The organism is Wolbachia pipientis (genome assembly GCF_030373985.1).
In the GTDB taxonomy this organism is placed as follows: Bacteria; Pseudomonadota; Alphaproteobacteria; order Rickettsiales; family Anaplasmataceae; genus Wolbachia; species Wolbachia pipientis_D.
This window is the reverse complement of sequence record NZ_JAUCRB010000003.1, coordinates 42,574-56,142: the sequence shown is the minus strand read 5'-3', so window position 1 is coordinate 56,142 and position 13,569 is coordinate 42,574. Positions and strand designations below refer to the sequence as shown.

Sequence of the window (13,569 nt, the reverse complement as noted above, 5' to 3'; positions counted from 1 at the left end):
TGTCATGTAGATTGTATCAGTAGATTAAATAAAGGAAAGTTATGAGTAAAGAGGTAGTAAGGCATTTGAATAAATCATTGACCAGTGAGTTGACTTCTGTGCGCCAGTATTTTTTACATTCTACAGTTCTCAAAGACAATGGGATCAATAAACTTGCAAAAAAGATGAGAAACGAGCTTAAAGAGGAACTTGAACATGCAAGTAAGTTGGCAGAAAGAATTTTATTGCTTAAAGGTGTGCCAAACTTTCAAGATACAAATGAAATTTCAAAGTATAACGGGAAGTTTACAAAAGATACAGTACTGAAAATTCTAGGAGATAATTTGAAATTAGAAGAAGAAGGTTTAAAAGACTATAGGGAAGCAATTTCTGTTGCTGAAGAAGAAAAGGATTTTGTTAGCATAATATTATTAGAAGAACTATTGAAAAATGAGGAAGAGCACTTACATTGGATTGAAGAGCAGATTGGCCTTATTGAGCTTATAGGTACTGAAAATTATCTAAAAATGCAAATATAAAGTGTTAAAAAAAGCTGTATTTATTTTAGTTACACCTTGCTTGCTTCTTTTTTTATTAGGGTTGTGGCAATTATTTAGGTTGAATTGGAAGAATAACATTATTAAAAATATGAGCTTTCCGGTTGTTCATCTACTACCCAATGATGATCTTGCGAAATTTAACTACAGACATGTCAAGATTGATGGGATTTTAAGTGACATAGAACTATACGTTTTTGCAGGACAGCGGGGCTATCATGTGTTGTCTCCTATGCTGCTCACTACTGGGCACTACATGTTGGTGAACAAGGGAATAGTTAGAGAAAAAAAAGAAGAAAAAGCAAAAGTTGAAAAAGTGGTTGCTAATGGAGTTTTATATTGCGATAGCAATAAAAGCAAAAGCTGGTTGATCAAGAATGATACCGCTTTGAACATGTGGTTTACCCTGAGTACAGAAGAAATCTCCAATGAATTAGGTATTGAACTAGAGAAGTGTATATTATGGCAGAAAGGTTTAAGTGATAAATTAACTATACAGCCAATGAAACACTTGGAGTATGCGATAACTTGGTTTGCACTTTCTTTGATTTGGTTAATTATATGTATAATTTATTATAGACAAAACAAATGTCACTCAAGTGGCTAACATCAAGATTTGTCCAGTTATAAATTGGGGCCACAGAGGATAGTTGATGAAGTAATCATTCATCCATACTGCTGTTAATATCCTTTATCATGCTATAATTGCCTTTCCTAAACCTACTCTTTAAAGACTCAACTCCACTTTCACTAATTCCACTTAAGCTCAGTGCTGCTCCACCTAATTGCAATCCCATCTCAGATGTCTCCGGAATAATTTTACTAGCCCCTAAATCTTTATAGACCTCTGCATTGCTTAGATCTGGTATGCGTATTATAATATTTACATATGGAAAATTTGTTGCAACTAGAGAAACAATCTTCCTTATAGTAACTTCATTCTTTATTGAGACCACAAGAGCTTGTGCTCTCTCTATTCCTACTGATTTTAAAATTTCATACCTTGTAGCATCTCCAAGATATATAGGAAAACTATCATTTTTTCCTTCTTTAACTATTTTTGATTGAATATCAACAATAACGTAACTCATATGTTCTGCGGTGAGCATTTTTGTTACCATGTATCCCACCCTGCCAAATCCGGCAACTATTACATGGTTATAAAGATCTTGTGTGCTCGTTTCAATTGCTTTATCGTCTAGAATTACTTTCTCAGTGCTAAATGAGCTTACTATCCACTCTCCAAGTCCTGATAAAAGAGGAGTGAAAGCCATTGTTACTGTGGTTACCATCATAAGCACCTGAGCAATTTCACTTGGTAGTACATCCAGCTCATCCGCTAAGCGAAACAGGATAAATGCAAACTCACCACCTTGTGCAAGCAATAACCCAGCTTGTATGGCAGGTGCACTTTTAAACCCAAAAAACCTACACAGTACATATATGATGGATGTTTTTAAAACGATAAGGATAATCGACAATAAAGTGATTAGTGGTAACTTATTGAGTAAAAGATCAATATCGATAGACATACCAACAGTCATGAAAAATAAGCCGAGAAGCAAGTCTTTAAATGGTAATACCGCATGTTCCACTGAATGTCTATGCTCTGTCTCCGCAACTAATAATCCGGCAACAAATGCACCTAATGCCATCGATAAATGAAATTGTTCAGTAATAAATGCCGCCCCTAATATTATTAAGAGTGTTGTCGATATAAAGACCTCATTACTTTCCATTTTAGCAATAACCGAAAACAAAGGTCTAAGTAACAACCTACCAGTTATAAATATCAACACTAATGCAATAGCTGCTTGCATCAATGAATCTGCCAGTGAGCTTATTAAGCTGTGCTCAGAATTGCCAGTAAGTAGGGGCACTAATACTATTAACGGGACCACTGCAAAATCTTGCATTAATAATACTGCTATTGACAATCTACCAACTTGGCTTGCTTGAGAACCTTTTTCCTGCAGAACCTGCAACACTATTGCTGTTGAAGATAATGCAAGCCCACCTCCAATGACTGCCGCAATATTCGTATTCACCCCAAAAATAAGAGCAATGCACCATATTGCTACCATAGTAACTATAACTTGAAGAGAGCCAAACCCAAATACATGAATACGCATGGCAATAAGGCGTTCAAATGTCAATTCAAGGCCTATAATGAATAGTAGAAAAACTACGCCGAATTCTGCAAAATTATCCATTGCTTCAGCTGAATGTATCAGATTAAATCCATGAGAACCAATCAGTGCACCTGCAACGAAGTAACCAAGGACTGGGCTAATATTCATTTGCCAAAATGCTATGACTATAAACACAGCAGCGGAAAGTAAAATTATAATATCAAACAAATGCTGAGAGCTGCCGTGCATGATATTTAACCTGTAGGATTAGACCATTTAATTGAGCAACCAATACTCGATTCTTGGTCAGCTGGAGAATTACCGGTTTCTGCAATAAATTTCATAGCTTGAAATAAATCACTACTTCCTATTTTGTAGTTTTGAACTTTTTCTTTTTTTGCATCGTTAAAACGTCCACGATAGCGGAGATTTAAATTAGAGTTAAAGCCAAAAAAATCAGGAGTGCAAACAGCACCATACTCTTTAGCTACTTCCTGTTTACTATCAATCAGATATGGAAATGTAAACTTATTTTTCTTGGCAAAATTAATCATATTTTCAAAAGAATCTTCTGGATATTCATTTACATCATTTGGCATTATTGCAACAGTACTTACCTGATAATCTTTTTTTAGCAAATCAACATCACTTACTAGACTGCTAATAATTGATTGAACATAAGGACAGTGGTTGCATATAAACATTACAATCAGGCCGTTTTTTCCACAACAGTCACTTAGTGTATAGTGTTTGTTATCTACTCCTAAAAGATTGAAATCTTTTGCAGTAAAGTCAAAATCTACCTTAGGAGTATTCAGTGCAACCATAGCTTATAGAGAATTGTGTACTACATATAATTTATAATCTTATTACTTAAATGTCAAATGGTTCCTATGTATACTGTTTGCATATCCTTTTTTAGCATTACAATTGTAGAACTTATGTTTATAACCTTCGAAGGAATAGACGGCTCTGGTAAAACAACGCAGTCTGAATTGCTTGCAAATCATTTTAAGCAAATTCGCGGTGAAAATAATATGATATTGACACGAGAACCAGGTGGCACTGACTTTGCAGAGAAGGCAAGAGGAATACTGCTTAAGGACGATGTTGATCCCGTTTCTGAATTGTTGCTACTTGTCTCAATGAGATACGAGCATGTGAAGAAATTAATATTGCCAGCCCTTAAGGAAGGAAAGACAGTGATTTGCGACCGGTTTATCGATTCAACTATTGCATATCAAGGGTATGGGCTTGAAGTTGACTTGGAGTTAATAAGAGACCTACACAAGTTAGTAAAAATTATACGTCCAGATACCACGTTTATCCTGGATATTGACGTTAAAGTTGGGCTAAGCAGAGCAAAGGATAAAAATAAATATGAAGAGATGAACATTAATTTTTACAATAAAGTTCGAAAGGGATTTCAAGAAATAGCTATAAAAGAGCCTGATAGATGCAATGTTATCACTGAAGTTGAAGCTAAAGACAATAACCAAGTATATAGTGAAGTTATCAACAAAATCACTAGCGCAGGGATTTAACTATATTTTTCTAACTCAGGTTAAGTCTAATGAGAAGCCAAGCTCGGTGACTGCAACTCTACTCAACTAAAAACCTTCATTATACTTCTTATGTTATCACCTGGCATCCGAGTAGCTGACGCACAGTTATACAGACATTATTATTCAAGTCCACCAAAGAAGGGTCCATTCCAGTACTTGACCTGGAATGCTAGCCATGCAACAAAGCACACTGGAATTCAGTTTTTCGGTAATTTCATCGAAAATGTTGTGTAGTGTATTTGTTTACGATCAATTTTGCTAGATTCCAGCGTCAAGCGGTAGAATGACGCCATCATAAAGTGAACCAGTGTCACTCGTGGCATCTCTCTTGACTCTTAAACTGCAATTAATCTAAGTATTAATAAATTTACTAAACGAAAAAAGGCAAAGAAACCTCAGGTAGAGAGTTTTGACTCCCTAATGCTGTAATTTGGCGCTGTAATAATGCGCTGACTCTTAGTTTAAGCGCTATTTTGGCAAAATGTGAAAAAATTTAAAAGATATGCAGCCCCAATAATTTGGTGTAATCTGCCAAAAAACATCTTCAGTTTTTTACTGAATTTTATCATTGAACCTGTGCAGATCAGAAACAAGTTTTAAGTCAGAAATACCCTTATTGTTGGAGTGACAAGGCTGGTGAGATTTGTCAAGTAATTTCTTTGTTTCATCCAACGCGTTGCCAAATTGTTATGTAAGAAGTCTATTGACAAAATCACTAACACAGAGACTTAACTATATTTTTCTAATTCAGGTTAGACCTACATTGCTCAACTAAAAACTTTCACCCTAGCAGCTTAGTAAAGCCAAATCTAATTAGAGAGAAGATTTTCTTACTTTTTCTTTGTTTTCGTTTTCGTTTCTAACAATTTTTTTCCCACTTAGTATATCCTTGATCTCATCCCCCGTTAAAGTCTCAAACTCCAACAGATATTCAGCGATCAGTTCCAGATCTTTGTGACGCTTGGTCAAAATATCTTTTGCCTTTTCATAACATGAAGATACAACTCGCTTTACTTCTTCATCTATGAGCTTTAGAGTGTCTTCGGAAATTATATCAGAACCATGCACATTTTGTTCACGATTGTGATATATTGGCCCTATTTTATCACTCATTCCCCATTTTGTTACCATAGCACGTGATAAATCAGATGCTTGTTTTATATCTGAAGATGCGCCGCTTGTGATCTTATCATAGCCAAAAATTAGTTCTTCTGCTACTCTTCCACCCATGGCCACAGTTATATCTGCTATCATCTTTTCCCTTGTATGAGATACCCTGTCTGTTTCTGGCAATCTCATGACTAAACCTAGTGCTCTACCTCTTGGGATAATAGTTGCTTTGTGTATCGGGTCAGAGGCAGGCATGTTAACAGCAACTATTGCGTGACCAGCTTCATGGTACGCAGTGAGCTTTCTTTCCTCTTCTGTTATAATTAGGGACCTTCTTTCCACACCCATCATCACTTTATCGCGTGCGTATTCAAAATCATCCATAGTAACAATCTTCTTGTTTCTTCTTGCGGCAATAAGCGCAGATTCATTCACCAAATTTGCTAGATCAGCTCCTGAAAAACCCGGCGTTCCTCTTGCAACTGTTTTCACGTTTACATCTGGCGCTATCGATATTTTCTTTATATGCGTATTTAATATCCTTTCACGCCCACTTATATCGGGTAAAGAAATAGTAATCTGCCGGTCAAAACGACCAGGTCTAAGCAGTGCTGGATCTAAAACATCCGGACGATTGGTTGCAGCAACTATTATTACACCTTCATTAGACTCGAAGCCATCCATTTCAACTAGTAACTGATTTAATGTTTGTTCTCTCTCGTCATTGCCACCACCAAGGCCAATGCCACGATGTCTACCTACTGCATCTATCTCGTCTATAAAGATTATGCAGGGGGCATTTTTCTTGCCTTGATCAAACATGTCACGAACACGGCTTGCGCCAACGCCAACAAACATTTCAACAAAATCAGATCCGGAAATGCTAAAGAATGGCACATTGGCTTCACCTGCAATTGCACGTGCAAGTAGAGTTTTACCAGTTCCAGGAGAACCGATTAAAAGACACCCTTTTGGTATTTTTCCACCCAATACTTGAAATTTTTGCCTTTGCTTAAGAAAATCAACGATTTCTACTAACTCTTCTTTTGCTTCATCAATTCCAGCAACATCATCGAATGTCACTTTCTTTCCACTAGTCATGAGCCTAGCCTTTGATTTGCCGAAGCTTATGGTTCTGTTGCCTCCTGCTTGTGTTTGTTTTAAAAGAAAGAGCAATAAACCGATAAAGATAAATGTTGGGATCCATTGAATAAGTAATCCACCAATGATACTCATTGCAGAGTCTCCAATTGAAAAGGAGAATTTCACTTTTCTGTCATGCAAGCTTTTTATTAAGTCACTGTATATAATACCACTTGAATTAAAGCTTGATCCATCTCTAAATTTGCCTTCAATGCTCTGGTTTCTTATGACAACATTTTCTATGTCATTATCTTCCAATCTAGTTAAAAATTCCGAAAAAGGTATGGTAATTTTACTTTTACCTACATTCCCACTAAACTGAATATAAGCAACCGAAATAAGCACAACAATTACTAACCAAATCAATAAGCCTTCTAAAAATTTTTTCATTGTTACTTTTAACTAGATATCAATTAAGTTTACCAAATTTCGTTTTACTATGCTATTAGTAATGAATTGAATCTTATTATCATTGACATTTTTTCCATTATTACTTATATAAGGATAAGCAAGTATCTTTTCATCTTTTAGTACCACAGGTAAAGAATAAAAAACTTCAGGGCAGCAGTCATGATCTTTTAAAAACCTAGGGATTTTTTGAACTTTCTTTAGCGGGGCAACAGTTACTGGACACTTCTGATTTCCAAGTATTGTGCAACTAAATCTGTTATCCCATTCAATAGGGCCGTTTAATGGCAAACTTACAAGTACCTTTTGTATCTTTGACGGTTCTCTGATTACCAATATACTTTCTCTATATTTCCTTATCTCACATTCAGAAAGCGTGCAATGAACATTGTCATCTTTTCGTAATATTTTATTAAATATTGCAATAAGACTATTGTATCTTGGTTTATAGTGTTTACTGCTGATCACCATTATAGAGTAAAGAAGAAGCCTCAAGGCTATTTCCTCTGGCAATTTATAAAATTCACTTAGTTTGATTTCAATGTAACCAAAATCATGAACATTAACACAGTCATTGAACGCAAGTTTTGTGTAGTGCGTCAACGCTTTCGCAGCTCTTTTCATATGAAGGGCTGTAAGACATATTCGCTCTGTTAAAATTTCTTGGTTATCACTTGCTTTAAGCAAGTTGCGGTATAACGTACGCCTGTATTTCAAATCTTGATTGCTTCTGTCTTCAATCCACTTTAGCTGATGAAAGTTTGCATATTTCTCTATTTCACTACGACTCAAATTTAACAATGGCCTAAATACATAAACACCATTAAAAATGGATCTGTAGTCCATTGATGATAACCCATCTATACCACTACCGCGTTCAAGCCTTAATAGGAACGTTTCTGCTTGATCGTCTTTGTGATGAGCAATAAGTAGATGCTCAACATCGTTATCTTTGCACCATTCTGTTAGCAGCTTATACCGTGCTTTTCGTGCTTGTGATTGAACATTACCCTTGACATTTTGCTTCTCCCAGTTTAATATGAATGATTCCTTTACTCCAAGTTCTTTTGCATAATTTACAACAAATTCAGCTTCTCCCTGAGACTCTGGACGCAATCCATGATTTACTGTTAATGTGATAGGAAATGAGAGGTGTCTTTTTTTTGCCCAATTAGTCATTAAATGCAATAAAGTTATACTGTCTACACCACCTGACACTGCAACTGCAACTTTATTACTATAGGTAGTAAAACCCTTGATTATATTTTGAAATAATGACTCTAACCCCATTATGCTTCTTACATAATTTACTTTCTTAAGTCAATTATATAATAAGTAAGACTTACTGGATACAGCTGTGCTATCTCTCCCTCTCTTATGGCCTCAGCGGTCTTTCTCTGTGTCATCCCAGTGCTTGATCACTGGGACCCGGGCTTTAATGTAAGAAACTATTTCTTTGTTTCAGAAAATGAAAACTCCACCCTACGGTTTTTAGCATGCTGTTTTTCATATTTAGAATTCTTAGAATCATCTTGTACGTAAACTAAAGGCTCAGTTTCACCTCTAGAAGCAGTTTTTATTCTATTTTCTAGATAAGGTTTACAACTAACTATGAATTTTTTGGCTGCATCTGCCCTTCTCTCACCTAGTGCAACATTGTATTCATAAGAACCACGATTGTCAGTATGACCAGTTATAGTGACCTTCATATCAGGGTTATTTTGTAACGCCTCCACTACATCCAGCAACACACCTGCACCTACTTCACTGATATTAGACTTATCATAATCAAAGAAAACTCTTTTTTCTTTCATCTGTTTAACGACAGAGTTCATTTTACTTGTTGTAGTTATCCCTTTTTTTGGGCAAGAGCTTATACCGGCAAGCAGTAAACAAAAACAGCACGTTACAACCAATCTACTCCACATTACTAAACCTCCATAAATTTTAAACTATAGTGCGTAACTTTAATTTTAGTATTTAATAATCTCCCTATAGCAGTATAGTCAAGAAAAATAAAATACTAAACACTTTTCTACAGCCTTACAATCAATTTTCTCATAAGATGCTGGACTTTTGGTAGAAAAATCTAGTAAAGGAATAGAATACACAATTTTTTATTGTGTTTTAAGTAAATATACTTTTAACTTTATTGTTAGCCTATTACAATATTAAATACATGTTTTCTAAAAAAATAAACAAATATGAAATCTTATAAGTTTTTAGAGGAAGTATTATATAGGGTAAAAAATATTGAAAATACGCTAAAGGTACTAAGTCAAAGCCAACTAAGTGTAGAGGATAAAATTGAGCAAATGGGGCTTTTAGAAGAAATTAGGCTTGAAATTATTTCTCATAACATAATAAAGGAATCACTAGCAGAAGTAGGTGCTTGTAACAACAAAAAGAAAGCTGATGGTTGGCAGCTAAAGTTAATAGAAAGGATGCATAAAAGCAACAGTGTTATTCCCATTGATTTAGTAAAATCTTTGTCCAAAACTAAGATTGAGTGCCAAAATTTATGGAGGCTATCTCAGTCTGAACCCAATAACTTAGAAAAACTAAAAGAACGTTTTGCCGATTTGATCAAACTCATTCGCGAAGTGGTTTCTATAAAATCACAGCAGTTAGAATGCTCAATGTACGATTCGCTGCTTGCTGAATATGACTCTGATATCACAGAAAAAAGTATAAAAGAAATATTTCCTAAGGTAGGCAAATTTTTTAGCGAAAATATAGAAAAAATAATTAGAAGACAGAAGAAAGACAAAGTCACTAATATACAGAGGGTTGCTACTCAAAAGCAAATTGAACTCAGCTCATTATTTTTACAGAAAATAGGTATTACATTACACCGTACTTTTTACTACCACTCTATAGATTATAACGAGTCTGACTTTTGTTGCGGTTTATTTTTACTTTTGCGATACAGTGGCTATGAAATTTATCGAAAATGTTTGACGCAAAATTCTATAAGCAGCTCAATTACAAAACCCATTATATATGAAACCCAAGGATTATTTATGGAGAGGATGATTGGAGCATCCAAAGAATTTATTGAGTTTATTCAACCATACATACAAGAGAAGTTTACTGTAAAAGGTAAGACTAATGCGAAAGTTAGCAGCGTTGAAAATTTGTACTTGATTTTCAATAAAATAAATCTTTCCTCCCCTTTAAAGAATGCAGATGAATTTAGTCTGTTAGCCCATATCATGTTGAGAACTAAGTTAGAACAGGATGTAATAAATGGTACGCTAGAAATCAAAGATTTGCACGATGCATGGCTGGAAGGTATGAAGCATTATAAAATTCCGGTAAAAGCTAAAAATGAACTCGGCACTTATCTTCAAGACGAATATTGGGCAAGCGGAGTTATAGGCTATTTTCCCATTAAAATTATGGCTTTAATTACTGCTGTACAGCTTTTTTCTTTCATAAAAAAAAATCATTACGAATTTTTAGGCGCTATCATGAAAGGAGATTTTGGTTTACTTATTGGTTGGTTATCCGAAAATATAAACAGTGCACAGTGTGGTTTTTTGGATCTGCTGAAAAAAGTAACAGGCAAAAGCTTAGATGTTGAATGCTGTACTAGCTACTTGTCTGAAAAGTATGGTTTGTTTCGATAAAATGGTTTTCTTGGATTGTGTATGAGTTTTTTTCAAAAATTAACCAGAAAGTTTTGTAACCTCCTCACTTTCAAAGTTTTATTTGCTAGCGACATTGCTATAGACCTTGGCACTGCAAACACTTTAGTCTATCAAAAAAATCAGGGAATAGTGCTTGATGAGCCTTCAGTTGTAGCAAGAATAAAGGAAAAAGGAAGCTATGTTCCTTATGCTTTTGGTAAAAAAGCTAAAATGATGCTCGGGAAAACACCTGGAGAAATAGAGGCGATCAGGCCATTAAAAGACGGTGTAATTGCTGATTTTAAAAGCGCGGAAGAGATGCTAAAATATTTCATACGCAGTGCAAATACAAAACTTACTGTTAATAAACCTAATATTATCATATGTGTTCCATCTGGATCCACCCCAGTTGAAAGACGTGCTATACAAGATGCAGCAGAAAGTGCTGGTGCAAACGAAGTATTTTTAATTGAAGAACCAATGGCCGCAGCAATTGGAGCTGGGCTTCCAGTTACCGAACCTGAAGGTTCCATGGTTGTTGATATAGGGGGCGGTACAACTGAAGTTGCAATTATTTCTTTAGGCGGGATTGTTTATTCACGTTCTGCTAGAGTGGGTGGCTACATTATGGATGAAGCAATAAGATCATACATTCGTGAAAATCACAAATTGTTAATTGGAGAAACAACAGCTGAAAAAATTAAGAAAAGCGTAGGTTCGGCTAGTCTGCCAGGTGAAAATAATAAAGAGGGAATTATGGTGAAAGGTAGGGACTTGGTAAGTGGTATGCCAAAAGAAATGCTTTTATCAGAATATCAAGTTGCAGAAAGTTTAATAGAGCCTGTACATCAAATAGTTTTTGCTATTAAAACAGCACTAGAGAGCACTCCTCCTGAACTTTCTTCTGATATAGTTGATAAGGGGATAGTCTTATCTGGTGGTGGTGGATTATTACGCAATTTAGGTAAAGTTATTAGTGAAAAAACAAAATTACCAGTACGTGTTGCAGACGACCCACTTTGTTGTGTTGCTTTGGGCAGTGGCAAAGTGCTCGAAAACATGGATTACTTTAGCCATGTTTTATTTAAGCAAGATTAAGTATAATAATTACTTTTGAAGGTAGTCTATCGAATAATTTTGATGGAATTTGTAATATACATTAGATTTCAGTGTCAAGCACTGAAATGGCAAGAGAAGGTTGCAGCATCCATAAGACGTGTTATCCAGGTAGTTAACATTGTGGAACCCAGGTTTTTTACACTGGACCTCATCATAGGATGAAATGGGTGGTAAATCTCACTTATTTATCACATTTGTTTATAAAGTTATATGCTAAAAGAATTTAAAATTGAACCTTTGTTAAAAGATAAAGTCCCACACAAAACCAAAGCTATGGTTGCGATGTCTGGTGGAGTTGACAGCTCTATTACTGCAGTGCTGCTACATCACCTTGGATACCAAGTAATAGGCGTGACTCTTCAGCTATATGGTAGTGACGGTAATGTTAATGCGAGAAAAGGTGCATGCTGTACCGGACAAGATATTTATGACGCCAAACGCGTAGCTGAAAGTACTGGATTTCCTCATTATATCTTAAATTATGAAGAAATATTCAAAAAGGAAGTAATAGAAGATTTTGCAGATACCTATATGCGTGGGGAAACCCCTATACCATGCGTAAAATGTAATCAAACAGTGAAATTTCGCGATCTATTACAAGTTGCAAAAAATCTTAGTGCAGATGTGCTAGTTACAGGACATTACGTGAGAAGACTAGAAGAAAATGGCAATATGAAGTTATGCAAAAGTATCGATAGGAATAAAGATCAAAGTTATTTTCTATTTACTACAACAAAAGAACAGCTGAAGCTTTTGAGATTTCCACTTGGTAGTTTTTATAAATGCGATGTGAGAAGATTAGCAAGGCATTTTGGTTTGCAAATTTCTGAAAAACCAGATAGTCAGGATATATGTTTCGTTTCTGAAAGCTATAGCAAAACAATAGCTAAGCTAGCTCCACAATCTATAAGAAAAGGCAAAATCGTAGATGTAAACGGAAAAGTTCTGGGCGAGCACAACGGTATAGTAAATTTCACAGTGGGACAAAGAAAAGGTTTGGGTGTCTCACACAGTGAACCTCTTTATGTAATAAAAATGAGTATAGAAAATAATGAAGTCACAGTAGGCCCGATCAACGCACTAAAGCAAAGGAAAGTATTGATCAAGGATTTAAATTGGTTAGAGCAACCAAGCGAAGGTATGGAGGTAACTGTGAAGCTCAGATCGTCGCATGCAGGAAGTTTAGCAACGATATATCAAACTGAAGAACAAAACAAAGCTTGTGTCATTTTAAATGATGATTACTTTGGCATAAGTCCCGGCCAGGCCTGCGTAGCATACAAAGATGAGCAAGTTATCGGCGGCGGATGGATATATTCTTAACTAAAAGATTTTATGGTGTGATACTACTTGTGGTATATATTGTTTATAAGCTAAAATAAACGCCGGCATTATATAGACCTTGCATCTGTTTCTGGCGGGTGACCTAGAAAAGCTTGCTTCATGGAAGTCAAAGGGTCGGCTAATGTTTTTGTGAACATTGCAGGTACATTGTCATCTTTCTTAAGACTCTTGACCATGACTTCCGAAGCACTTTGCCCTCCGAGGAGACCAAATTTTTCCTAAACTTTTTTTCTCTTCACCTCGTAACTTGGAGAATCTTGTTTTACTCTCTTCATTAATCTCTACTTCCATTCCCTTGTTTTCTTTTTTACCATCTTTTATTTCCGTGCTGTTAGGGTGTAAACGGATAATAATTTTTCCTACCTTAGTAACAAAAGACATTTCAATGCTACCCTGTAAAACGTCTGTGTAATTTCTTTCTCCATTTTCATCTCTTTCAACTCTTACTATACCCTCCCCAACATGAAATATGCGATATCTCAAACCTAGTCCTTTTACTTTTGAATTACTTACAACCTTTTGCAACCTCAATAGTGCTATCTTGTGGATATTTCATATAAAAACAGCAGTTGTCTATATC

12 protein-coding genes are annotated in these 13,569 nt (G+C 35.5%); 6 read left to right on the top strand and 6 right to left on the bottom strand.

Going from position 1 to position 13,569, the window contains the following annotated elements; genetic code table 11:
* Positions 1-41: 41 nt before the first annotated feature.
* Both bfr and QUS22_RS03345 read left to right on the top strand, forming a co-directional pair.
* Positions 42-518, top strand: coding sequence for a bacterioferritin (gene bfr / locus QUS22_RS03350; protein ID WP_289513586.1), 477 nt, complete (start codon positions 42-44; stop codon positions 516-518).
* Between the two features lies 1 nt (position 519).
* The gene (locus QUS22_RS03345) at positions 520-1,143 is read left to right on the top strand and encodes an SURF1 family protein (protein ID WP_289513585.1); all 624 of its coding nucleotides are present in this window, start codon (positions 520-522) and stop codon (positions 1,141-1,143) included.
* 55 nt (positions 1,144-1,198) lie between these two features.
* On the opposite strand, the gene QUS22_RS03340 is transcribed toward QUS22_RS03345, so the two are convergent.
* Both QUS22_RS03340 and QUS22_RS03335 read right to left on the bottom strand, forming a co-directional pair.
* Positions 1,199-2,917, bottom strand: coding sequence for a monovalent cation:proton antiporter-2 (CPA2) family protein (locus QUS22_RS03340; RefSeq protein WP_289513584.1), 1,719 nt, complete (start codon positions 2,915-2,917; stop codon positions 1,199-1,201).
* Positions 2,918-2,922: 5 nt separating this feature from the next.
* The gene (locus QUS22_RS03335; RefSeq protein ID WP_289513583.1) at positions 2,923-3,495 is read right to left on the bottom strand and encodes a thioredoxin family protein; all 573 of its coding nucleotides are present in this window, start codon (positions 3,493-3,495) and stop codon (positions 2,923-2,925) included.
* Positions 3,496-3,609: 114 nt separating this feature from the next.
* Between QUS22_RS03335 and tmk the strand changes: the two genes are divergently transcribed.
* A complete protein-coding gene (gene tmk, locus QUS22_RS03330) occupies positions 3,610-4,212 on the top strand; it encodes a dTMP kinase (RefSeq protein ID WP_289513582.1) in 603 nt (200 codons plus the stop codon).
* An 834-nt stretch (positions 4,213-5,046) separates the two neighbouring features.
* On the opposite strand, the gene ftsH is transcribed toward tmk, so the two are convergent.
* From ftsH to QUS22_RS03315, 3 genes are all read right to left on the bottom strand, one after another.
* Positions 5,047-6,876, bottom strand: coding sequence for an ATP-dependent zinc metalloprotease FtsH (ftsH, locus tag QUS22_RS03325; RefSeq protein WP_289513581.1), 1,830 nt, complete (start codon positions 6,874-6,876; stop codon positions 5,047-5,049).
* Positions 6,877-6,888: 12 nt separating this feature from the next.
* On the bottom strand, positions 6,889-8,184 hold the full coding sequence (gene tilS, locus QUS22_RS03320) for a tRNA lysidine(34) synthetase TilS (protein ID WP_289513580.1): 1,296 nt from the start codon (positions 8,182-8,184) through the stop codon (positions 6,889-6,891).
* 158 nt (positions 8,185-8,342) lie between these two features.
* Entirely contained in the window at positions 8,343-8,822 is a 480-nt protein-coding gene (locus QUS22_RS03315) for an OmpA family protein (protein WP_353477729.1), read from the bottom strand.
* A gap of 276 nt (positions 8,823-9,098) precedes the next feature.
* Between QUS22_RS03315 and QUS22_RS03310 the strand changes: the two genes are divergently transcribed.
* The 3 genes from QUS22_RS03310 (at position 9,099) to mnmA (ending at position 12,968) form a co-directional block, all read left to right on the top strand.
* Positions 9,099-10,526 carry a gluzincin family metallopeptidase gene (locus tag QUS22_RS03310; RefSeq protein WP_289513578.1) on the top strand — a complete coding sequence of 476 codons (1,428 nt, stop codon included), beginning with the start codon at positions 9,099-9,101 and terminating at the stop codon, positions 10,524-10,526.
* Between the two features lie 21 nt (positions 10,527-10,547).
* Positions 10,548-11,624 carry a rod shape-determining protein gene (locus QUS22_RS03305; RefSeq protein WP_289513577.1) on the top strand — a complete coding sequence of 359 codons (1,077 nt, stop codon included), beginning with the start codon at positions 10,548-10,550 and terminating at the stop codon, positions 11,622-11,624.
* A gap of 231 nt (positions 11,625-11,855) precedes the next feature.
* On the top strand, positions 11,856-12,968 hold the full coding sequence (gene mnmA, locus QUS22_RS03300; RefSeq protein ID WP_289513576.1) for a tRNA 2-thiouridine(34) synthase MnmA: 1,113 nt from the start codon (positions 11,856-11,858) through the stop codon (positions 12,966-12,968).
* A 180-nt stretch (positions 12,969-13,148) separates the two neighbouring features.
* On the opposite strand, the gene QUS22_RS03295 is transcribed toward mnmA, so the two are convergent.
* Positions 13,149-13,472 carry a hypothetical protein gene (locus QUS22_RS03295; protein ID WP_289513575.1) on the bottom strand — a complete coding sequence of 108 codons (324 nt, stop codon included), beginning with the start codon at positions 13,470-13,472 and terminating at the stop codon, positions 13,149-13,151.
* Positions 13,473-13,569: the final 97 nt, after the last annotated feature.

Bases quoted from the DNA above. Each gene is read 5' to 3' on its own strand.
- bfr (WP_289513586.1), top strand. From the start codon at position 42: ATGAGTAAAGAGGTAGTAAGGCATTTGAATAAATCATTGACCAGTGAG.
- QUS22_RS03340 (WP_289513584.1), bottom strand. From the start codon at position 2,917: ATGCACGGCAGCTCTCAGCATTTGTTTGATATTATAATTTTACTTTCC.
- QUS22_RS03335 (WP_289513583.1), bottom strand. From the start codon at position 3,495: ATGGTTGCACTGAATACTCCTAAGGTAGATTTTGACTTTACTGCAAAA.
- tmk (WP_289513582.1), top strand. From the start codon at position 3,610: ATGTTTATAACCTTCGAAGGAATAGACGGCTCTGGTAAAACAACGCAG.
- ftsH (WP_289513581.1), bottom strand. From the start codon at position 6,876: ATGAAAAAATTTTTAGAAGGCTTATTGATTTGGTTAGTAATTGTTGTG.
- tilS (WP_289513580.1), bottom strand. From the start codon at position 8,184: ATGGGGTTAGAGTCATTATTTCAAAATATAATCAAGGGTTTTACTACC.
- QUS22_RS03315 (WP_353477729.1), bottom strand. From the start codon at position 8,822: ATGTGGAGTAGATTGGTTGTAACGTGCTGTTTTTGTTTACTGCTTGCC.
- QUS22_RS03310 (WP_289513578.1), top strand. From the start codon at position 9,099: ATGAAATCTTATAAGTTTTTAGAGGAAGTATTATATAGGGTAAAAAAT.
- QUS22_RS03305 (WP_289513577.1), top strand. From the start codon at position 10,548: ATGAGTTTTTTTCAAAAATTAACCAGAAAGTTTTGTAACCTCCTCACT.
- mnmA (WP_289513576.1), top strand. From the start codon at position 11,856: ATGCTAAAAGAATTTAAAATTGAACCTTTGTTAAAAGATAAAGTCCCA.